This window comes from Pseudomonas mucoides, assembly GCF_015461845.1.
Classification (GTDB): Bacteria; Pseudomonadota; Gammaproteobacteria; order Pseudomonadales; family Pseudomonadaceae; genus Aquipseudomonas; species Aquipseudomonas mucoides.
Genome location: NZ_JACOPW010000010.1, coordinates 16,493 through 36,316, shown reverse-complemented (window position 1 = coordinate 36,316; position 19,824 = coordinate 16,493). Strand labels below are relative to the sequence as shown.

Below are 19,824 nucleotides of genomic sequence, written 5' to 3'. Positions count from 1 at the left end.
GTCGGGACCACTCTATGCGCTAAATCACGTGCCAGAAGCCCATCAGCCACACGTTTGTGGAGTACAGAAACCCATGATCTCATCATAGGATTTGCAGCAAACAACTGGGACCCACCACACAAAGGTATAGATCTCCTCCAGCGATACTGGCCACAACCGCATCTGGGTATCCAGAAGAAAGCTACCAGCCTCAAACCCTACAGTTACCCCTGGTGACGTCTGCTGAAGCTTTCCGACCGAAAGAGAGGCATTGAAAGGGAAAGAACCAACAGAAAAGCCACTGACATGAATTGCTCGGTAGGCAGCCTTTCCTGCGGCAATTGCCGCATTGTCATCGTGATCAGCCATTTGTCGCGGATAAAGGGCTCCCCACCTGGTGCCTATGCAGATCTCCGACCCAAAAAGGGAAACGCTGGATGTCAGAGGATTTGTGCATGCCACCATACCCAGGGCGGAAGCAACACCGATATCTCTGCACCCGGTGTTCCAAGTGGGGTCAAATTCAGTGTCATAGATCATTTTTGGAAAGCAACTAGGCAAGGCTTGGTTGAACGCATTGAGCGCTTTACTTTGGAGGACATTAGATGCCGCTCCGCATACATCAAGGATATTGGTCAACCCAACATTCGAGGTCCGAGCCATATCAGGCCCGCAAAGCTTGCAGCTTTGATAGGCCATAGCGATATCAAGGGCCCAGTCAGGGATCTCCCAAAGTCGCACATGCATTGAGGTGTAGTCGTTGTTATCAGTGCCGGCACTGAGCGGACCGCTGATGGGCTGACCCAAGGCGGTATCGCCCCCGCCTTTGATCACTTCACAGATGGCTACAGGCTGATAGTGGGACACGATGAGGTAATCCTCACACCACCAGCAACAAGGGCCATAAACCATATAGCTGAGGGTGACAGGATCAATGACAAGAAGGGTCGCTAGTGATGTTACTGCAGCTTCGGCATCTTCCGGCTTAAGCCCAAGGCCCAGACCAGACGCAGCTGCTAGAGCGGTAACCGCGGAAAGCTTGTTGAATTCGCGTCGAGTGGTCATCCCAATCTCCAAAAAGGAATCTTTACCTAATAGTGGAGTTGGAGTGCCCTAAAACGGGCTAAGGAATGTTGGTTACGGGTATGTGCGAAGGCCAATGCAACGCATCGGCCGTATCGTCAGAGTCGCACCCTTGCCCTACGCCCAAGGCAGCAGCGATCTTGACGGATAAGTGGTAGCCAGCTTCCAGGTCTGGAGATGGATCAAGAACCGATACCGTGGAGTCTGGATTGGCCGCCTGGTACAAATAGCCAAGGGGGTTTCGGACTAAGCCACAGCTAGATTGCCCATCATTGTGTTCGAGAGCGACGCAAGGTCCAGAGGTACAGTTCAAGTAGGTGCTGGCCAGCATGCAAGGTTCAAACGTGCAGCAATAGCCACATCCGTTGCAGGGCTGACCCAATCTAGGTTTTGAGAGGGTAAAGGGATTGATCATTATGGAGTCGACCTCCCACTCAATGTCGAGTCAATTTAGGGCGAATGACATGCCACGGAATGGAACACTCACCAAAGGCGCCTGACCATCGAGGCTCATATCTTCGTCAAATGAGGGGTTCATAACGTGCACAGTGGGGTCGGAAGCGTCCATCCGGACAAGCACGAGCACTCGCTCTGCGTCAGTCTGTGGACAGCGGCCTGTAACGTAGACATCGTGCTCAGATACGTAAGCGCAGATTCGACTGCGATACCGGTCCGCCCCGAACTCGCCCTTTCGCGGTTTAAGCGCAACAAGCGCACCTGATACGTTCATTGAGAGGTCGTGCTGTACCTCAAACATCAAATCGCCAACCTGGGCTTGGCCCTCAGTGCTCCAAACATCACCCTCAAACGAGAAGGAGGCTTCCCCCGTCTCACCCATGGCGGTTTCAGCTTGGAGGAGCTGCTTGAACTGAGCGAGTGCCATCGCGCAAAACTCCTCAGCATTGACATGCGCGGGGAGTGTGACGTTAAGCACACCATTGAAGTTTACTGGAAGGCTGATGCTTTGGGTCTGTTCGCTGCGTACTGTGTTCATGGTGATGCCCTTGAGAGAATGACTTGAGTATCCGCTCAGCGAGCTGTGCCACCAGCGAAAACCACATAAAATGGGGTAGTGGGTGGCCACTATTAGGGTATTAGCAACGGGAGAATTTGTCGTGATTGATGTGCCATCGAATTTGATTTGGATTGTAGGCTTAGTGTTGCTCGTAATTGCCTTGGCGTTCCTTTGGAACCTGAAGCTGAGCAACCATGCGTCCGAGGCGCAGCATTATGAGCATCCTCCTGAATTGTCGCATCCAGTGAATGAGGTACGGAGATACAAAGGCATGCCGGTTCTTGCGCCCGCGCCACCTCCTGTAGAGATCATCCTGGAAACTGAAACAGTTACTGTAGAGGAGGTCAAAACGGAAGAGTCCAAAATCGACAACCTCAATGAGGTGCCTGACTGCGAGGATGCGGAACGCATGCTTTCGCTGGCATGGAAACTTGAGGTGAACGGTGATTTTGAAGGTCGTGATGAGTTCGCAGGCATGGTCGTAGAGAACCAGGATGCGTCACCTCGTCAACGAGACCGTGCCCAAGCCATGTTGCGCCGTGACAGCATGGCCTGAAAACCTTGTACATCTTCAGATGCCTGGAAGTCCTCAATAGAGTGACCAAGCATCGTTGAGAAATCTTCATCGAATCGATCCCCAGTCGGACTCTTGCGCCACTTACACGCCCCCGATGAGACCGTAACGACACAGTCACTGATTCGCTGGATACCTACCAAGCAATCAATGCACTTGATGGCCATCAAGGACACGTTCGAGACCGATGATCGAATAGTGAAATAAACCTGCCCGTTACTCATCAGATCGGCCCCCACGAAAGTTCCCATAACGCCCTGGACTTCTACGTCTGCCCCAGGAAGAGGTAAGCGATCGTTCACATGTCACCCCACATTTCAAAGAGCGTCTCAGCGAATTCAGAGTCGCGAATTTTACTCAAAGCCTGGATCTCCAACTGACGCACTCGTTCTTTCGAGAGGTTCATTTCGACCGATAGTTCTGCCAAGGTTTTTTCACGGGCGTCGCCCATGCCGAAGCGATTGACAATTACGAAGATCTCGCGCTGGGTTAGAACGTCTCCCAGAGCGCTTTCTACAAACTGGCGCATGCTGTCGTCTTCGATCTCAGACATGAAATCGTTGTTGGTGTCAGCGAGCAGCTCATGAAGGCCATCTGCATCTGAAGTGTCAGTGCCCTGGAACGCTGTGTCGATCGATCTCTGACCGCCGGCGAAGTGGACAAGGTCACGAACAACGTCCTGCTCCAGCTTCGTTGCCTCGGCCAGGGAATTGATAGACACGTTTGGCTGATCACGAAGCATATTAGAAATCATGCGACGGTGTTTATGCATACCTTCGGGTAGGCGGATGGACTCTTGGTCAGCCAGATCTCGACTGATGGATACATTGATCCAAGTGAGCGCGATCGTCGAGAAGCGGAAACCCATCTCAGGCGCAAATCTGTAAACCGCACGAGTCAATCCCATGTTGGCTGCAGACCGAGCAATTTCCTTGTCCGCAAAACGGAAGCGGCCGATTTGCTGCTCTACCAGACGAACATTTGCGTTGGTGAAAATATCAGCGCATTTCTCAATATCACGATCAACGCGGTTGAAAACGGACCACGCGGAAAGAATCTCAATGGCTGGCGCTTCGCCGGTGGACGCAGCGTCAAGGATTGCTTGCTGACGGCTGGTGATACCGTGACGGAGTTTCTTCATCGCAGCTGGGGGGAAAAGCTTAAGCTCATAGCCGCCAGAGATCAGCAATGCCGGAATCAGCTTAGGTGATGTCCAGTTGCCAGAGATGATCCCTTCAACCTTGATCTTAGGAATCCGAACCTCGTCGCAGATAAACTTGATCAGATCACGAGTGCGAGCACTCAACTCCTTGCAGTTGACGCGAAATTGATCAGCCGCACGATTCAAGATGTAGTCGTATGGAACGATCTCAGCGAGCTTCAAACGCAGCTCATCGCGAACAGCAGCGCTGAAGAGAGTGCCGTCCATGCCTTCGGCCGCATAGCCCCGCAATTCGCTAATCAGGGTTCGGATCGTGTTCAGCTTGCGTCGAACAAGTGAAGCAAATTTCTGATCAGCAATAGCCTTTGCATTCTTGTGAGCCTCTTTGGCTGAGTAGTCGCCTTCAGGCAGGGTACCAACACGTAACCAGGCACCGTCGTGGTAGATCAGCGCAACCGCTTTGTCGACCTTGTCCTTCTCGCCCATGGCATCCCAGATCTCCTTGACCATCGAAGAGACAATGCTCGTATCGACGGCCAATGCCCGTACCAGGTCCAGTTGACCCATGAGGATCCGGAAGCCCAGAGCTTGCTCATCTTGAGCGCTCAGGAGCCCCTTTGGGCCATCGAGGCTTGGAAGTGCCGGGGTCTGGGTAGGCAGATCGAAGCCCCTACCAATACGTGGCTCTGCCGGGCTTTGGTGTTGTGTTGAAAGCTGGATCGCAACATTGCTCATCATTTATCTCCAGAGCCTGGCCCTATAGGCGTACCGGCATCAATACGAAACTGTGTGATGGCAAGTCTCGAGCTCTTAGGAGCGTGCCAGAAGCAGCTCCGGAAAAAATCACATCGATCTCGGCGGCTCCAAGAGAACGTACAATTTCCCCAGCCAGCTGGCCGTTGAAACCAATCTCCAGCGGCTCCGCGTTGTAGTCGCATGGGAGAACATCGTCGGCCAGGTCTTCGGCCTTACCGCCCACTGACTGGATCGAGATAGACTCGGCGGAAACTGCGAGGCGCACCAAGGAAACTGCACCTTCGGACAAGAGCCCGACACGGGCCATAGCACCAGCAAATTCGTCGCGGACAATGCGGGCGACGTCGCCTTGCTCAGCAGCTGCTAACAGCTTGCGGTAGTCAGGGAATTTTCCTTCAACTAGCTTCGTGTGTAGTACGCCACCCTCTCGAGTGAAGCGCGCCATGCTGCCAGAGGTTGAAACCCGAACGCTTCCGGTGCCAACGAATTGGCAAACATCCTCAATGCAGCTGCTCGGCAGGATGAAGTTTTGCATCGGTTCACCAGTCACAGGTACTTCAGTGACACCCAGGCGAAGTCCATCAGCGGCAGCGAGGGTCATGAGCCCCTGTTGGAAATCGAACAGAATGCCGTTGAGCATCACCCGAACGTCATTACGGGCAGCACAGAAGCCCACTTGATGAACTGCGGTACTGAGGGTACTACCAGCGATGTTCAGCTCACCCTTGCTCTGGTCGGCAGTGAACTCCATGACGGGAAAGTGATCGGCAGGAATTGTGGCGAGAGTGAAGCGCGATCGCGCAGCTGAAATCACGAGCTTAGGCTCGGCAAACTGGATGGAAACCATCGCATCTTTTGCCAGAGCTGAAACCACTTGGTCGAACTTGACTGCCGGGACGCAGACAGCAAACCCATCGCCCTGAAGGGTGAACAGATCGGCTGGGATGGTTAGGCTCATTTGCTTCTGGCCGTTATGAGCAGACAGCACCAAACCTGAGGCATCTACCTGTATCAAAAAGTGACCGTAGACGTCAGTGGCTTTGCGCTGGGGTACACGTGCAACGGTTTTAAGGTAGTGAGCTAGATCGGAACACTTGATGGAGAATTTCATGGGCTAATCCCTTTGAGGTATTGCCCATAATTACTGCCAAAAGAATGTGCCAGAACCAGTCGTGCTGATCAATTATTAACCACATCCTTTGAGGGTTGTTACCGTATGAGTTGCGGAGGGTTATGCACACATTTGTCCCCGGAAATTGTGGATAACATTACATTGCTTCGATCAGAACCTTGCTGAATGCGTTGGTAGCATCACGTCCGTCGACTCTAAATGATGACTTCTGTGCAAACCTTGCCATGTCACTGGCTACCCGGTGGGCGTACCCAGTTTGCCCTGAACGGTCAAAAAGGATCGCCAGCTGAACGTAAGCTTGAAGCCTCATGGCGTCACTAGAAAACTCGTAAAAGTCCTGTGGAGGAGGGTAGACACCTTGGGCTGCTTTGATAACCAGCCCGAACAGCACACCAATGTCTTTGCTGTTCAGTTCTTTGACTAGGCCTGCCGCTCGTTTCAGGAATACGTTTGCGTCTTCGATATGTCCGGTAGTCACGTAGCTAATCGCTATCTGAGCGAGCTCCATCGTGCTGCCCGGTCGCTTCGCGTAAAAATCTAGCAACACGTCTCTCAGGGTATTTGCCCGCTCGATGTCGCCTGTTGCCAGAAGAGTGAGTAAGCGTTGCTGAAGCGCGTCCATATACGCTGGCTGGTCTACCGAGTTTAAGGTGTTGAGGGACCGTCCAATCGCCTTAACATCGCTTGATCGAGATGCCAGCGCAGCAATGTGGCGAAGGGCTAATACCTGCGCTTCCGGATCCTTCACACTCAGTGCCTCATCGAGTGCTGAATCAAAGCGCTTCTCTCTAGCCGCGTTGATCGCTTGCCCAGCACTAACAAAGTCGATATCGGGCCTCAGGCACATGAAGGTTTCAGACTGCGTCTTCAGGTCTATCAGAAGCTGGGGGGTTGGAATACCAGCGCCTAGAGTTAATGCCGTAGTGCTGCGGATGGCTGAGTCCCGAACTGAACCAGGATGTTCGGTCTCAACGCTTTTAGCGATCATGTCACCGATGCACTTTTTGTCCGCGTGCTCAAAACAGATGGCTTTTGGAGGCGCTACAACCCAGGCAGGGTCTGCAGCGCAGCCACATAGCGAAAGCATTGCAATGATCAGCGCTTGGGCCTTCACGACTTAACTGACCCAAGGGAAGCGATGAAAGACCTTCCCCTGCTCCGCAGCGAGTTGTAGCAAACGGTTTGCCAGGGAAGAATCCGACTCAGCCTCTACACTGATTGTGAAGACATGGGTTCCCTTAGCGAGCATCTGATCAGCACAGTCTTGATCTGCTGAAGTGAACACTCGAAGGGGAATGTACCTGGCAAGTGCATATTTGTGCACCATTTCAGCTACCCCCGGTTCATCTGAAACGTAGATTTCATCGGGCATTCGGTTCTGAAACAGATGGTCAAAGGTTTTGAATATCTCTGCATCGATCACGCCTAAGTCGCCCGCCAGTACAACCCGCCGCAACTCATTTCCTGGCTCATGAGCTTTCATCAACCGCTCGTAGATGTCCGCGGCAACCTGGTCAATCAATGGAACACCTGTTTCGCATCCTGCCTGAAGCAATGACTCACGCAGGTGGTCTTGGTGCTGAACCAACTGCATCCACATTCCTGCTCTTATCAGAGCAAACCGAACCTGAACCCAATCCTGCCTTACACCACCCTGGTCAATGGCACCTGTCTCCAGCAGGAAGTCATCACGATCATCTTGCTTCAGCAGGAACTGACGATAGGACTCATCGACACCCCGGAATTTCTCAGATTCGACGAAGTGCATCAATGAGTAGCAAAACTCTCCCTCGGACCTATCAAGAGAGCGATAGGCAACAAAGGGTAAAAAAGCATATGGGTCGTAGCTGGGTGAGGTCGATGATTCCATGACTTATCCGATATTGCGGGTAATGCGTTTGTGCAGCTGCATAAGGCCGACTGCCGCTGATGATGCTTCATTGCCATCTTGTGCCTGTTTCAAGAGCTCTGCTACCCAAAGTGGGGGGGGCGAATTTTTGGCGAACCGAGATTGAGTGAATGCATCAACCTCGCTTCTTTGGCCGCTTGTTAATATTTCCGGGGCTATCCTGCCCAGCAGACGGACGACTAATTCATGGAACCTACCGTCGCTCGCGCCAACAGCTAGATTTAGCCATTCCCCCATAGGCGCTTGATGGAGCTCTTGCATCAGTACCTGGTCTTTAGGTGAAAAATCTCCTGCCCACATGCGGTGGTACACGTCAGAAGGTTGAGACGACAACTGGAGTACAGGTGTTTCCTTTAACCTGGACGGTAAGAGCGTCGCAGACCTGAGCTGGGCGATCCTTCGCTTCACCAGTCCGATATCGATGGAAAGCCGAGCTGCATCGGCCGGTCGTATGGCCGAAAGCGGTGCGCAGAAAGGAAAGCGGCTGAGGGAAATCCGCACAAGCGGCCCATTAGGATTTGATGAAGGGTTTCGGACAAAGCTTTGGTATGAAGTGATTGCTGGATTGCATAGTTGGCTAAGATCGGACTCAAGATCCGCCACATACAAAATATCGGGGTATGTGATATCGACACCAACTGGCAGTCCAAGGATGAAGCCTTTCGGTGCCTGCAGACTTTGGTGTACCAGGTACATGGGTGTGGCGCTTTCGAGATCGCTGACCTCACCCTGCTCTAAGCCCAAGGCAGATTTGATGCTCTGTAGAGATGAGTGCTTGAGAGCATGGCCAACAAGCTTGGGACAGCTGGCGTGCGTGTCCGCCAGTAGATCTCTCAACCTCACCGCGCGATTCTCGCCGCTTACATTCGCATCCCACATGAGGAAATGATGGAAGGATTGGGTGTTGGTTGGGTCAGGGCTGTCCGCCCAAGGGTACTCATCCGGCCTTAAGATATTAATGGCCCGGAGCATGGTTTCTAGATCCAGGTAGTAGCTGTGTCCCGGTAGCCCAATGCAGGGGAAAGGAAGAAGATTGCGGTAAAAAGTTGACCTTAGGAACGGATCAACTCGCGTAGTATTACCTAAGCCGATATGCAAACAGTTTGGTCGCGTGAAATGACGATGGACTGTTCTCGCACACTCCAATTCCGAATGGCCGCTCAGCAGATCCATTGAACCGAGTTCAGAGTTAGCAGCAGCCTCCAGATCAACATGCACATCACTGCGCAAACCGACCATCATCTCCATAACCTGAGGCATTAGAGACTCCTCGCACATGAGCGAGTCATAGCGCACGATTTGACCTTCAGCGGGTGATTTACCCGCTGTGATTGCATCGTAGAAATGGATTGCTAACGGCATTTTGTCTCCCCTATAGCCTAATAGTGGAAGGCAACTGCCCTATATTGGGATTTTTAGCTAACTGAGCCAGGATTCAGAAGGTTTGCTTTCAGATGACTCATTCAGCGCCAGCGTTATACTCGTATCACACCTCCAAACGTGATCGATCCGTGGGCCCAACGACTACCTTGCAACAAGCTATTCGCCAAGGGGACACCTTGGTGATGCTGGTGATGCACAAGCACGTTCACCTTGCTATGGCCCGACCTGAACCAGCTTTGATTGCAAGGCTAACTCTTTGTGATCTGTCTGTAGCTGGGAGTGAGGTCATCTACACTGTGGAAGTTGATGATCTGCCCGTGCTTCAAGATTTCACGATTTGTACATCGTGTGCCGCAGCATTCGCAGCAAATCTCAGGGAAGGAATGATTGCCCGGGCTAAGGCGTCAGGGCATTCCGGTCTGCCGCCCCAGTGTATGGAGCGGATTTATTTCGAGGCGAATCAGCTATCGCTGTTCTGAGGCGGGAAAGGGTAGGTTTGCTGCTCGCCCGTTTCCAAACTGACGGTGATCCAATTTCGATTTGTAGAGCCAGTACGGATCAACTCCCACACGACGTTCATCGCCGCCGTGGCAACCGTTCGATTAACTAGACAGTCTTGGGCTGCAATCGATTCAGCAGCAGAGCACGACTTCGTATGGTTGTCAGCCATGTCAGCAATTTCGGGGTAGTGATCCAGTACACATGGAAACTTCTTACGGTCTTTGGCCCGCAGCCCACCAAAAACAACCTGACCGTGACGATGTCCGTTGCCCATGTCGAGCCACATTGCGTTGTGCTTGAAATCACCCTCACTATTCCCGATTGCTAACCGGGCCGAGTTCACATCAACACATGAAATCAGCAGGTCGGCCTTGGCGAACGCAAATCGAGTTTCCTCACAAGGAAACCGGTACGGTAGGCCCACCCAATCAAGTCCCAGGTTCAGGTTGTAACGGTTGGCTAGGGCCACACTCTTGTATGCGCCCAAATCACAAGGCCAAAACCGCTGCCGGACTAGGTTGGATTCGCGCACTATTGCATCATCGATGACGGTGACATGCAGCCCATGTGAATGACCAAGGCTGCGCAGGGCGCAGTGCAACGACGACAGGCAGTCTACGACCTCGCTTCCGTTGCCCCCAGCTCCAAGTACGACGATACGAATTGCTCTAGAAGTCCATTCGTTGGGGGTCTTGTAACGTGTCGCCACTGGCAAGGCCTGAACGGTAGCAGTCATTCTTCACCCCCTGTAACCACTGCATCCTTCAGAGTGAGTTGAACCCCCTTGGCAAGCATCGGAAGCAGTTGAGCTGCCGGAAAGTTTTTGGCGCTGGTGTCGCTCAGCTTTTTATAGAAGGCAATAACCTCCTCGTAATTCGTCGGAGTCTTGAGCACCTTGATACCCATGTGCGTATTCACGCATTGCAGCACGAATCGCTCCCAGCCGGGGATGCTCGCGATGGTGTTGTCCTTTGGAACATCGCAGTTGCCCGAGCAGAAGGACCCCGAGCTATACATATTGCCCATTGGGGCCAAGAACAGTTTAGTGTCAGGGGTAGGACGCCCTTTACCCTTGAAGGCGAAGCAGCGGAGCTTTCCTTGGGAAGCGATAAATATCAGGCCCGGGATCGGAGCTTTGTGAACAGCGTCCCTGAACAGAACGTCAATGACCTGAGGCGGGTTGTACCAAGCCAGCAAGCTACGCGACTTGATCAGAATCCGGGTGTCGATAAATTCGATGCCAGCGTCAATATTCAAAAGAAGATCAACCAGCGTTTCCTTGTCTTCTTCTGAGAACGCCCGACCAGCTCCGAGAGTGAACCCACCTTCTACTGGTGAGTTAATGACCTCATGGGAAGTGAAATCGAGACGATTGGTCTTGGTGTGGTGAAACGCAATGAGGGCGCGGGCCGTGACATCATTGTTGAGCATTTGCAGGAACCTCAAGAGAGAGCTGGATGCGCCTTAGCAGTTCAAGGCATTGGCTAGTTCTCTCCATTATCGGGACTGTGACCTGTGCCACCAGCACCCCGGTGTTTAGCGGGAGCTTCACCGTCACATCAGCGCACTCCTCTAGATCGGCGTTGAAGCCCTCAACAGCTTCAACGTGAAGCGCCTTATGGCGTTCATCTGCGAGCACCCAAATGCAATCGAAGAATCGGTTTGGGCTGTTCTCGTATCCCCCAAGCTCCTCGCTGTCGCCGTAAGCCTGAGCAATTAGGGCGTCAACGGGTTGGTGTCCGTCAACCCGGCTAATGCAAGAGCTGAGCGCGTCAGACAGAACTTGCGCAAGACCAGATTCCCTTGAGTTCCGGCGGCTAATTTCCCGAGCCTGGGAAAGCAATTCACCCAATTCGGCTTTACGGTTTTCGTTGGTAACATCTTGGCCATAGGTAAGCTGATATTTGAAATTGCGCTCGACGTCATCCATCTGCCACAGCAGTGAAGCGGCGCGCTCAACAGATGCATCATCCATTTCGTCGGCATCCATCTCCATCCCCAGCCAGCCAAGCTCGTCGAGGTCATCGTGCGCCTTCAAAACCTCTACAATTTCAGCATGGCTCTTGCCCGTAACGTCATCCTTGATAGCTTCGTAGCTCTCAGAAACCCCGCCCGTGTACTGGCCCCAGCAACTGAAAGCTGTGAATGGCGTGTGAAACGGGATCAAGTAGGTATTCATCGCGTCGAGCGTCTTGGTCAGCAGGATATGCATCTCAAGATTCTCTTGGGTCAACTCTGGCCAATCGAGGTAGAAGCAGTTGCGCTCGCAGGCTTCTAGATAGAAGTCGTTACCGTGGATGTGGCTGTAAAAAGGCTGATCGGTGTAGACCGTGCCGCCTTCGACATTTCGGCATTCGCGCTGAGCTTGAGGCCACAAGGCGTCAAGGGCTGCCTTAGTTGCGTTGACAAGGTCATAGCCGCAATCGGCCCCCTGAGTGAGGATGGGGGCGAGAACAGAATCGTGCAGCAATCCTGCCTCAGCTACCGACAGCGCAATCCCGGAAGCGTATGTGATGTCGATGTCCTTACGGGCCAGACCGTAAGCAATTCGCTCGGCATCAGGAACCGCAGCCTCGCGTGTGAACTCGACCCGCGACTCAATGCTACGCACAACCTTGCCAGTCACCAGATGCAGGCCGTACCCATTCGGGTAGCAGTTGAGAGGGCTTAGGTCAGATTCGTGAAGCAATCCTCCCTGAAGGGCCTCCAAGCAGAAAGCGCTGTGACCTTTATGATCTACCAAATAGCCGTGCTCGCGCATGAACAAGGCAGCAACACTGTGTTGCACTGCTGCACTAACATGCGGGATGGTCAGCGCGGTTAGCGGGGCGCTAGGGAACTGGAGAGGACTCCAGGTTTGCTTGGTTTGTGCATGAGATTCCACAGTCTGACCTGCTGGCTGCGCTCAAGGCAGCAATCGTTGATGGTGGGTTCGGGAGTGGGGGCGGCTGCACCGCCCGCCCATGCCCTGAGTTGTTCTATCGGGCTAGCCGCGGTCGCCGAAGTTGCCTTGACGGAACTCATAAACTTGAGAATCTCCTTCGTTGATAGGGTCGATCAACTTGCCGCCATTCAGGCGAGGAAATTGACGGGCATAGTGCTTGAGCACATCCATCGGCTCCATGCTCGGATCAGGATCAGGAAGATCGCGACCGGCAAAGCGAAACAAACGGCTCAGAGTGAGAATTGAAACGGCCATAAATCCCCCTTAAAAGTTCGTTGCACTGTTGCCAGTAACTTCAGTTGCCACGGGGGCGCGATGGCCTGAGGCTTCGCTGTCTGCATCGCTGTCGGCTTCATCGTCACGGTCTTCGCTTTCGCCCACAGCAGGTGCAGTGGAGGCAGCTTTTGCCGCAGGCTTCGACTTGGCTTCATCAACCGCCTTAGTGGCAAGGCGCTCGATTTCATCCAGAGCGCTCAAACCACGACGCACTACAGCCGCCTTGGATGCGATCAACTCTGCGAACGCTTCCTCGATTTCCTCTGGCGTGCCACTCACTACCATTGGCTTTGCAATTGCGGAACGAAGCTGAACGACTGCCTCGGAGGATTTTTCAGGGGTTGGGCCAATGTCCGGGGTGTACAACAGCTTTATCTTTCCATCACCTAAGCCATGCAGCTCGACGGTTGCTTTCAGGCCGGTGGTGAGTACCGCACCTACTGACTGGAGAAAAGTGTTCATCGTTTGTGTTCCTCGTTAAGTTGGAGCCAGTGTGGGGGTGGTTAGACTGTGCCAGAACCATCGTAAGCAGAGATTTTCATCGTCTCTGGCAGATAGCCTTTCCAGCTGAATTCCTCAAATGCTAGGACGGCCTTGATAATTTCATCGCTCTTGCCCATCACAAGTTTTGCGAACTCTTTCGCCCCTTTGACTTCGTCATACTTCGCTTCAAAACCGCTGGCTTTACAGTCAGCGACCACACCGGCTTTAGTCAGGGACTTGAGGTAGCTTTCGGTCATCTGAAAATGATCGACCGGATCCATACCCGCTGCCTTGATGAATGCAATGGATTGAGCACCAGGAATCGATTTCTGGAATTGGTCGCTGCCGTCGCGGCGGAAAACAGTACAAGCGGCCAGTTGGCTCAGATATCCCTGAAGCTCCTCTGCGGGTTTCTGTGCCAGTGCAGCCTCGGTAGATGCCCGGTCATGCCCGAACAGACCATTCGGTAAGCCAAGGGCCTTCTGCAAGCGGGTAAGCAGTTCGCTTGGCAGATCGGAACGCATGTCGAGGTACATCGAAACGATGGCAATCGCCAACGAGTAGGATGGATTCGCTTGAATAGCCTGACTGCCCATTTGCGAAAACAGAGTGAATGCCTCGCGCTTGATCGCCTTTTTGACCTCCTGCGGCTTGGCAGGGGAGTTAGCACCGGGCTTAGTTGCCGACTTTGGGCCGGTAGCAGCCGGAGCTTTTCCAGTCGGGCTAAGCGATTGTGCGTTGTCGCTTTGATTCGCTGCGGGTTCAGCAGTGGCGCTAGCGATCAAGGCTTTGTAGGCAGTTTTATGCACGTTATGGCAAGACGTATTGAAACAGTGGCCACCGATGATGTGCCCTTCGTTCCCCGGCTTGGTGCTCACCACAGCGCCGTAGCTCTTGCAGGCTGTGCAAGCAGTGAATTGATTGATGCCGACGCCATTCGGGCCTTTGTCTTCCAAAAGCACATAGCCATTGTCAGGAAGGGTCAGGTCGGTATGGACGATTCCGTACTCTTGCTCGGCCTCAATGAGCTTGACCTTAATGAGCGAGGACGTTTTCTCCTCCCAGCAGGTGCGATTCTGGCACTTAGCTTCACCAAGCGAGGTGCCGAACAGATCACCGAATTGCGAGCTGTTATGTTCGCAGCCTTGGCAGGCAGTTGTATCGAAGGGGGCATTAGCGATAACCCCGGAAAGTTGGATCAGTCGCTCGCGGGTCGCGGCAACTGTCATCTTGCGCTCAACAATACGGGCACAGATTAGTCGCTGGTCATCGTGAATCATTGGTGCAAGCAGTTCGGCATGGCCGAGCTTGATATCCCCTTGCACAAGGGCTTCAGCAACATCGTCGCAGCATTTGGACAGAAGGATGCGAGCGTCGAGCTTGGAGCGCGACCAACCGAGTGTACGGCATGCCTCTTCGTGATCGTTGTTCTGATCAGCAAGCTCAGTAACGGCTGCATACGACTCCTCAATGGGAGTCAGATCGGCGCGCTGGATGTTCTCGATGGTGGCTGCGCGGCGCGCCTCAACATCGGTCATTTCACGAATAATCGCGGGGATATCCGATATGTCCAGATCGACGCTGATATCGAAACGGGTGTTCCCATAGACGACTTCGTATGGATAGTCAGCATTGAGGATAGGGCGCAACAAGATGGGTTGAATGACACCTTCAGCCCGGATGCTTTCTTTCATCTGTGCATAGCGGGCCTTATTGCGACCCTTACGGGGGTCATTCTTTGGATTGCGTCGGATTAGATTACAGGCCACTCGCTGACCAGAGAGCGCTGGATCAATTTGGGTGTGGGGGACATTGGTGGTCGCAAGAGAAAGGTTCGTCACGGGAGGATCTCGTTATGTTGGGATGGGCAAATTGTTGACCCCATAACTGCGTGCCAGAACCCTCAGCGTCCGTATTTATCTTTAAATCCAGTTCAAAGTTTAAGTACGGAGCCGGGTTAGGGTTTTATTTTCCTTTGCCCTTTTGATTTCATAAATTCGGGTACCACAACACCACTGAATACCTGGGTGTCGAGATGGGGGAATGAATGGACCTTCTTACGTAGCCACTCACCCCAGCGGTTAACCGCTGAGAGTTGAGCTTCAGTGAGATGCCACTGACTATGGAGTTTATTGAGCATCGCAGTCAGAAATTCGCGTCGATCGGCGTGCGTGTTCTCCAGAGCCTCACGAAGCCAGTGATTGACTCCAATGCAACGCATCACATTAGCCTCACTGAAAACCGTATTCTGCTCACCCGCATTACGAATCGTCCCTGCAACTCTCTTGCGGTCAGCTTCATCAAGTTGCCCCGTTCGGGTATAGGCATCAAAAGCCTGAGTCAATATTTGAGATCGATGGTGCGCAAATTCGGACATGAATTCGCACCTCAGCCTGAGGTACTGAACGATCTTGTCGAGAGGTGGAAGTGGAGAGCGGACCTGAACCTGAGTCTTGGGTACAGACCCAAGCTGCGGAACTGATTTCAAGCTTGGAAGAGTCGAGGGGGCGGGAGGCAAAGTCGGGTCATCGTCGGAGACTACGAGCAGCGCAAGGCGAGTAACGTCCAGAAGACGTTCTTCTGGTGGGCCTAGCATTTTTTTCGCGCAATTAGGGCCGGCAAAGGCCTCTTCAGACCCGTTGGAAATAACGATTCCTTTGCGGCTCCGCAGAAGCCGGTTGCAGAAAATGCAAATGGCATGAGGGCCCAGATAGTCAACACGCGAGTAGTGCCACATTCTGAAACCCTCTAAAAAGCCGAAAAGGTCTACATCACTTTCCGGGGGGCGGTGAGTAGGATCCTGTTGTACGAATGAGCCATAAATATCAAACGAACCAACCTTTGCCTCCCCATAATCCGGACGTAAGGGCTGCAGCAATAGCAGCGCACACACATACGAGTATCAAAAGTCTTAACAAGGGGACCTCCAAGGACACACCGATCAAAAAACGTTAACCCTCGTAATACATGCCGAAGCACATTCAAAAGTGCTAAAGCACCTTCAACATCACCGTGTATTTACCATCGATCACAACGACCTTTGTACGGTTGGGCTCAACCTGGACGGTATCGGAGAACGCTTTATTACTCATGTTCACCTCTTGATTTTGACCGCAGGAAAAACTCTTGCCGTCGACCAGACTATCAAGGGTTGAGACCTGACCGATGACCTCGACAGGCTGCGAGCCATCAGCTGCTTTGGGCAAGGATCGCAAAGAGAGCAGCAGACCAGTTTTGTACTGGGCTTCCCGGCAAACGTCCCGCTTGGTTGCACCATCCTTGAATGCTGCCTGGTAACGATGGCTCTCACGAATGTCGAGCTCGTATTTGTTGCCATCCAGAGCGTAGTGGTAAGCCTGTGGCTCTTCAGCACCTGCAACCACAGAGACCTGCAGTTCCGCGGTTGCTGCGTGGGTTACCAAAGGGACCAGGCACAACATGAAACCAATCCAACGCATTGGTAAGTCCTCACAGGATATTGGCAAACTTGCTCATGATGAGTTTGAGAGCTGGTACGTCACCAAAGGTGGCGTGATCAAGCTTCGCTTTTGGGGTTGCAGGGTATTTGTCGAAATCGAACTCGATGACCTCAGGAACACCCGCCCAAGCTGTAACCTGATGGCATTCGGTGTAACCGTTGCAAAGAACGTCGATCAGGAAAGCATCCTTCCCATCCGGGTACGAGACACGGCATGTCTCGAACATACTTTCGTAGTACCCCATGGCGTATTGCGCCAGCTCGATCGAAGTCAGTCCGTCAATCGAACAGGCCACACCGACATTAGGGGCAAAAACCAGAACCGTTTTCGTAGTCACAGTGGTACGGCCCGGACATTAACGCTGATCGGTTGAACCGAACCGAAGTTGAAGGTCTTCTCTTCACCAGGTTTGCCGTTGAATCGGACGTTCAAACGGTCCATGTGGATCAGCGGGTTAGGTGTATTCAACTCTGCAGATGGGACGTAAGTCCGATCGACACCTAGGCAGAAACTCAAGTTTTCGTCTTTGAACTGAGGCTGTGCAGCACGGACAAAGTAACCTTCAGGGAAGTAGAACAAATCGCCCTGTTTGACCATGCCATTTTTGTCGACGCCGACCATGAGAGTCTTGTCTTTCTGAAAGTCGCGCACCAGGACATCACGGCCGTGGTTTGATGGGAGTTCAACCTTGATCAGGTTTCCGTAGGTGTCAGGGCTGTGGTCAAGGATTTGAATTTCAATCCGAAAACCGGTGATCTGTTGAACACCATTGGGTTGGTAAGTCCGCTCATCCCGCCAGCGCTCTGTGCACTGTTCATCAGGAACATTGGTGGTTTCGGTAACAGCTACGGTCCCAGAGTGCTCTTTGGAGTCGTACTGGTACGTTTTCTGCTGGAACTCGGGCTTGCTAGCACAGCCCGCGATGGCGAGGCAAAGAGCTGTGAGGCTGAACAAAGACTTGAGCATGGTCATCCCTAATTGGCCGGGAGGCAATATTTGTTGAGTGAGGATTGGTTCACGATGCCGGCCAGGCCGAGTTCGTGTATTGCTTTTACGACATTGGTCTGGTTGAGCGGAGGGATAACAATCATTGACCGTTCGGGTTCTCCATTGCCGACAACCTGAGGACCAACACACATGAGCATTGCGGGGGTGGTGTCGGTTATTACCTGAGCCAAAGCCTTGAATGGCTGGGACCTGAAACCCTCAAGCCCAAAGACAATCACCAGGTCAGGCTTTGATTCAGCTATTTCCTCAAGTGCTCCGGCAACGGTATTGCACGCACGAACCCTATCGAAGAAGTCGCTTAGGATCTGCTGAGTGTGAAACGCCTCGGACGCGACGTCAGTGAGGATGAGTGCTCTTGCCATGACAATGGTCAGTTCTGGCCCATGATTGAGCAGATTCTAACTGCCGCGGCACACATGACAATCCAAAACACCTCATCAGAATTCGGGAAGGGCGTTATGACTTGCTGAGAGGGGGAATACCGGCACAGTGGTTTGATCTATAAAACCGCTGGTGAACCATGGCAGATGAGTCCGCTACAACCTGGATGAATACCTATTCAATGCCAGTTGTGCCAAAGGGTGAGAGGTATGTGAAGCTCAGCGGCCTAGCTGAGAAATACAAGCGTGAGGCATGGGAACAGATATCGAGCACCAATCCTGCCTTGGCACAATTGCTGAAAGAGCCAGAGCTTAGGGAAGCCATAAAATTCTTCGACGCTGATCTCTTTGTCGAGGCGTCATCGGCCCCTTGCCTTCCTGTGGAGTCGCTGAAGGGCCGGAAGCGAGCGGAATCTTAGAACGGCGACCTTAGGTCCTCTTTCAACTGTTCGAAGCGTCTACGGCGCTCGACGATGTCCAGCTCTGGTTCAAAATGCTCGGAGTTGCCGCCCAGGGGGCTAAGGTCAAGGCAAGCCTTGGGCGGGGGATCTGGGAGAACCAATTCTGCTGGATCTTTTCCAATCGACATCATCAGATGAGAAATAGCAGCCATGATCTGTTCGACAGATAAACCGCTTGGTGGCCTCGCCACTTGGTGGCATAGATTGTCGACAGATTGCTGAATTTCTTCAGTGTTTGGCTTTTCATTCGAGAGCCATTCTTTTGCTTGCTCCAACGGGCTCATCTGAAACCTCCTGGGCGAACCAATGTGGATCTGAGCTCTTGCAGCCTGCTTCGCTTTTCCTCCTGGCTCAGCGGTGCGACCGTTACCTGATCGGGGTACAAGTTCCCATAATCAAGCCCTGCTGAACCAACAGTTGCCAGCTTAGTTTCCAAGCCGTCACTGATCGGAATTTCAGGGTAGGAGGGGAGGTCTGATAAGTCGCCACCGCCGTCGACAAAATGCTCAGTCAGAGCGTCGTAGGTATCCCGAGAATCATCGTCGTTGGCGATAGCACCTTTGGAAACCTTGGCAACTATCGCTGATAAGGCTTGCTTCACATCTAGCAACTCAGGGTTGGACATGAGCCATTTCTGGGATCGTACGAGCAGTGATTGGGTGCCGCCAATTGGACTTGCTTTTGCGTTCATTAGCGTGCGGCTCCAGAGATCTCTTCATGCCCAGGCTGTACCGGCATCCCGAGTGCTTTGTTAGTCAAGCTTCGTATCAAAGTCCGCTCTAGAGCGACTGCTAGTGCGACCATGGAAATCATGAGCAAACCAGCTATCGTCATCTGCAGGCCGCGTTCGCTCAAGAAACCGAGCAAGCAAGCGAAGGCAAAATCCAAAGGGACTGCAAGCCCTCCAATCAACAAGGTTGGAGCCAGAAGCCATGACATCGAACGCACCGAGCGAGCAATCACTAACGCGATGATGCAGGCTGGTGATACAGCGCCAGCGAAAGAGATAACCGTTGGGCCTACTGGTAGTGGCGAAGGAGTAAGCATCAGATACCCGATGACCAAGCTCCCAACGAGTGACCCGACCGTAAAGCAAATGACGGCAAAACGACCGTAGGCGGTTAGTCCTTCCATAGTGAAATCCTCGCAGTGAATTTGAGGGTATTAAGCTACGTAAGGGCGCGTGCCAGAAGCGGGTAAATCAAAGGAATAAATAGGAAAAGGACAAAAGAAGGAAGGAACTCAGGAACCCAATAACAGCGGGCCTTGCAGCGTATCAACGTGGACCAAACCTGACTC

General features: G+C 52.8%; 22 protein-coding genes. 1 reads left to right on the top strand and 21 read right to left on the bottom strand.

Features of this window, described 5'->3' with window-relative positions:
• Nucleotides 1–42: 42 nt before the first annotated feature.
• Both H8F22_RS28870 and H8F22_RS28865 read right to left on the bottom strand, forming a co-directional pair.
• Nucleotides 43–1,044: a hypothetical protein gene (locus tag H8F22_RS28870; protein ID WP_116827395.1), complete on the bottom strand. Its 1,002-nt coding sequence runs from the start codon at nt 1,042–1,044 to the stop codon at nt 43–45.
• Nucleotides 1,045–1,507: 463 nt separating this feature from the next.
• Nucleotides 1,508–2,056 (bottom strand): hypothetical protein, encoded by a 549-nt coding sequence (locus H8F22_RS28865; RefSeq protein WP_078466149.1) that lies wholly within the window; start codon nt 2,054–2,056, stop codon nt 1,508–1,510.
• A 121-nt stretch (nt 2,057–2,177) separates the two neighbouring features.
• Here H8F22_RS28865 and H8F22_RS28860 point away from each other — a divergent pair, with 121 nt between their 5' ends.
• Complete coding sequence (locus tag H8F22_RS28860) at nt 2,178–2,633, top strand: hypothetical protein (RefSeq protein ID WP_169904142.1); 456 nt, start codon at nt 2,178–2,180, stop codon at nt 2,631–2,633.
• Between the two features lie 316 nt (nt 2,634–2,949).
• Here the strand turns inward: H8F22_RS28860 and H8F22_RS28855 are convergent, their stop codons facing one another.
• From H8F22_RS28855 to H8F22_RS28765, 19 genes are all read right to left on the bottom strand, one after another.
• Complete coding sequence (locus H8F22_RS28855) at nt 2,950–4,548, bottom strand: sigma factor-like helix-turn-helix DNA-binding protein (protein WP_169904141.1); 1,599 nt, start codon at nt 4,546–4,548, stop codon at nt 2,950–2,952.
• A gap of 22 nt (nt 4,549–4,570) precedes the next feature.
• Nucleotides 4,571–5,680 (bottom strand): DNA polymerase III subunit beta, encoded by a 1,110-nt coding sequence (dnaN, locus tag H8F22_RS28850; protein WP_169904140.1) that lies wholly within the window; start codon nt 5,678–5,680, stop codon nt 4,571–4,573.
• Nucleotides 5,681–5,837: 157 nt separating this feature from the next.
• Complete coding sequence (locus H8F22_RS28845; RefSeq protein WP_169904139.1) at nt 5,838–6,815, bottom strand: hypothetical protein; 978 nt, start codon at nt 6,813–6,815, stop codon at nt 5,838–5,840.
• Nucleotides 6,816–6,818: 3 nt separating this feature from the next.
• On the bottom strand, nt 6,819–7,571 hold the full coding sequence (locus H8F22_RS28840; protein ID WP_169904138.1) for a hypothetical protein: 753 nt from the start codon (nt 7,569–7,571) through the stop codon (nt 6,819–6,821).
• A gap of 3 nt (nt 7,572–7,574) precedes the next feature.
• On the bottom strand, nt 7,575–8,972 hold the full coding sequence (locus tag H8F22_RS28835) for a hypothetical protein (protein ID WP_116827399.1): 1,398 nt from the start codon (nt 8,970–8,972) through the stop codon (nt 7,575–7,577).
• A gap of 481 nt (nt 8,973–9,453) precedes the next feature.
• Nucleotides 9,454–10,230, bottom strand: coding sequence for a PRTRC system ThiF family protein (locus tag H8F22_RS28830; protein WP_169904135.1), 777 nt, complete (start codon nt 10,228–10,230; stop codon nt 9,454–9,456).
• Nucleotides 10,227–10,925, bottom strand: a complete 699-nt coding sequence (locus H8F22_RS28825) for a PRTRC system protein B (RefSeq protein WP_116827401.1) — start codon at nt 10,923–10,925, stop codon at nt 10,227–10,229. Before H8F22_RS28825 ends, H8F22_RS28830 begins: the two co-directional genes overlap by 4 nt.
• On the bottom strand, nt 10,912–12,378 hold the full coding sequence (locus tag H8F22_RS28820) for a hypothetical protein (RefSeq protein ID WP_169904134.1): 1,467 nt from the start codon (nt 12,376–12,378) through the stop codon (nt 10,912–10,914). The genes H8F22_RS28825 and H8F22_RS28820 overlap by 14 nt, the downstream gene beginning before the upstream one ends.
• A 102-nt stretch (nt 12,379–12,480) precedes the next feature.
• Nucleotides 12,481–12,693, bottom strand: coding sequence for a PRTRC system protein C (locus H8F22_RS28815; protein ID WP_078465885.1), 213 nt, complete (start codon nt 12,691–12,693; stop codon nt 12,481–12,483).
• Nucleotides 12,694–12,702: 9 nt separating this feature from the next.
• Nucleotides 12,703–13,176 (bottom strand): PRTRC system protein E, encoded by a 474-nt coding sequence (locus tag H8F22_RS28810; protein WP_169904133.1) that lies wholly within the window; start codon nt 13,174–13,176, stop codon nt 12,703–12,705.
• Nucleotides 13,177–13,217: 41 nt separating this feature from the next.
• Entirely contained in the window at nt 13,218–15,038 is a 1,821-nt protein-coding gene (locus H8F22_RS28805; RefSeq protein WP_324188478.1) for a PRTRC system ParB family protein, read from the bottom strand.
• A 116-nt stretch (nt 15,039–15,154) separates the two neighbouring features.
• Nucleotides 15,155–15,574 carry a hypothetical protein gene (locus H8F22_RS28800; protein ID WP_169904132.1) on the bottom strand — a complete coding sequence of 140 codons (420 nt, stop codon included), beginning with the start codon at nt 15,572–15,574 and terminating at the stop codon, nt 15,155–15,157.
• 613 nt (nt 15,575–16,187) lie between these two features.
• On the bottom strand, nt 16,188–16,655 hold the full coding sequence (locus tag H8F22_RS28795) for a hypothetical protein (protein WP_169904131.1): 468 nt from the start codon (nt 16,653–16,655) through the stop codon (nt 16,188–16,190).
• Nucleotides 16,656–16,665: 10 nt separating this feature from the next.
• Nucleotides 16,666–17,013, bottom strand: coding sequence for a hypothetical protein (locus H8F22_RS28790; RefSeq protein WP_011923250.1), 348 nt, complete (start codon nt 17,011–17,013; stop codon nt 16,666–16,668).
• Nucleotides 17,010–17,642, bottom strand: coding sequence for a hypothetical protein (locus tag H8F22_RS28785; RefSeq protein WP_169904130.1), 633 nt, complete (start codon nt 17,640–17,642; stop codon nt 17,010–17,012). The genes H8F22_RS28790 and H8F22_RS28785 overlap by 4 nt, the downstream gene beginning before the upstream one ends.
• A gap of 8 nt (nt 17,643–17,650) precedes the next feature.
• On the bottom strand, nt 17,651–18,046 hold the full coding sequence (locus tag H8F22_RS28780; RefSeq protein ID WP_078465891.1) for a response regulator: 396 nt from the start codon (nt 18,044–18,046) through the stop codon (nt 17,651–17,653).
• A 433-nt stretch (nt 18,047–18,479) separates the two neighbouring features.
• Nucleotides 18,480–18,809 (bottom strand): hypothetical protein, encoded by a 330-nt coding sequence (locus H8F22_RS28775; protein ID WP_078465893.1) that lies wholly within the window; start codon nt 18,807–18,809, stop codon nt 18,480–18,482.
• Nucleotides 18,806–19,216 (bottom strand): hypothetical protein, encoded by a 411-nt coding sequence (locus H8F22_RS28770; protein ID WP_078465894.1) that lies wholly within the window; start codon nt 19,214–19,216, stop codon nt 18,806–18,808. Before H8F22_RS28770 ends, H8F22_RS28775 begins: the two co-directional genes overlap by 4 nt.
• Nucleotides 19,216–19,659 (bottom strand): hypothetical protein, encoded by a 444-nt coding sequence (locus H8F22_RS28765; protein WP_078465895.1) that lies wholly within the window; start codon nt 19,657–19,659, stop codon nt 19,216–19,218. The genes H8F22_RS28770 and H8F22_RS28765 overlap by 1 nt, the downstream gene beginning before the upstream one ends.
• Nucleotides 19,660–19,824 lie beyond the last annotated feature (165 nt).

Coding starts and splice junctions, on each gene's coding strand:
- H8F22_RS28810 (WP_169904133.1), bottom strand. CDS start 13,176: ATGAACACTTTTCTCCAGTCAGTAGGTGCGGTACTCACCACCGGCCTG.
- H8F22_RS28865 (WP_078466149.1), bottom strand. CDS start 2,056: ATGAACACAGTACGCAGCGAACAGACCCAAAGCATCAGCCTTCCAGTA.
- H8F22_RS28870 (WP_116827395.1), bottom strand. CDS start 1,044: ATGACCACTCGACGCGAATTCAACAAGCTTTCCGCGGTTACCGCTCTA.
- H8F22_RS28830 (WP_169904135.1), bottom strand. CDS start 10,230: ATGACTGCTACCGTTCAGGCCTTGCCAGTGGCGACACGTTACAAGACC.
- H8F22_RS28785 (WP_169904130.1), bottom strand. CDS start 17,642: ATGCTCAAGTCTTTGTTCAGCCTCACAGCTCTTTGCCTCGCCATCGCG.
- H8F22_RS28765 (WP_078465895.1), bottom strand. CDS start 19,659: ATGGAAGGACTAACCGCCTACGGTCGTTTTGCCGTCATTTGCTTTACG.
- H8F22_RS28780 (WP_078465891.1), bottom strand. CDS start 18,046: ATGGCAAGAGCACTCATCCTCACTGACGTCGCGTCCGAGGCGTTTCAC.
- H8F22_RS28815 (WP_078465885.1), bottom strand. CDS start 12,693: ATGGCCGTTTCAATTCTCACTCTGAGCCGTTTGTTTCGCTTTGCCGGT.
- H8F22_RS28770 (WP_078465894.1), bottom strand. CDS start 19,216: ATGAACGCAAAAGCAAGTCCAATTGGCGGCACCCAATCACTGCTCGTA.
- H8F22_RS28825 (WP_116827401.1), bottom strand. CDS start 10,925: ATGCTCAACAATGATGTCACGGCCCGCGCCCTCATTGCGTTTCACCAC.
- H8F22_RS28855 (WP_169904141.1), bottom strand. CDS start 4,548: ATGAGCAATGTTGCGATCCAGCTTTCAACACAACACCAAAGCCCGGCA.
- H8F22_RS28835 (WP_116827399.1), bottom strand. CDS start 8,972: ATGCCGTTAGCAATCCATTTCTACGATGCAATCACAGCGGGTAAATCA.
- H8F22_RS28840 (WP_169904138.1), bottom strand. CDS start 7,571: ATGGAATCATCGACCTCACCCAGCTACGACCCATATGCTTTTTTACCC.
- dnaN (WP_169904140.1), bottom strand. CDS start 5,680: ATGAAATTCTCCATCAAGTGTTCCGATCTAGCTCACTACCTTAAAACC.
- H8F22_RS28775 (WP_078465893.1), bottom strand. CDS start 18,809: ATGAGCCCGTTGGAGCAAGCAAAAGAATGGCTCTCGAATGAAAAGCCA.
- H8F22_RS28800 (WP_169904132.1), bottom strand. CDS start 15,574: ATGTCCGAATTTGCGCACCATCGATCTCAAATATTGACTCAGGCTTTT.
- H8F22_RS28795 (WP_169904131.1), bottom strand. CDS start 16,655: ATGCGTTGGATTGGTTTCATGTTGTGCCTGGTCCCTTTGGTAACCCAC.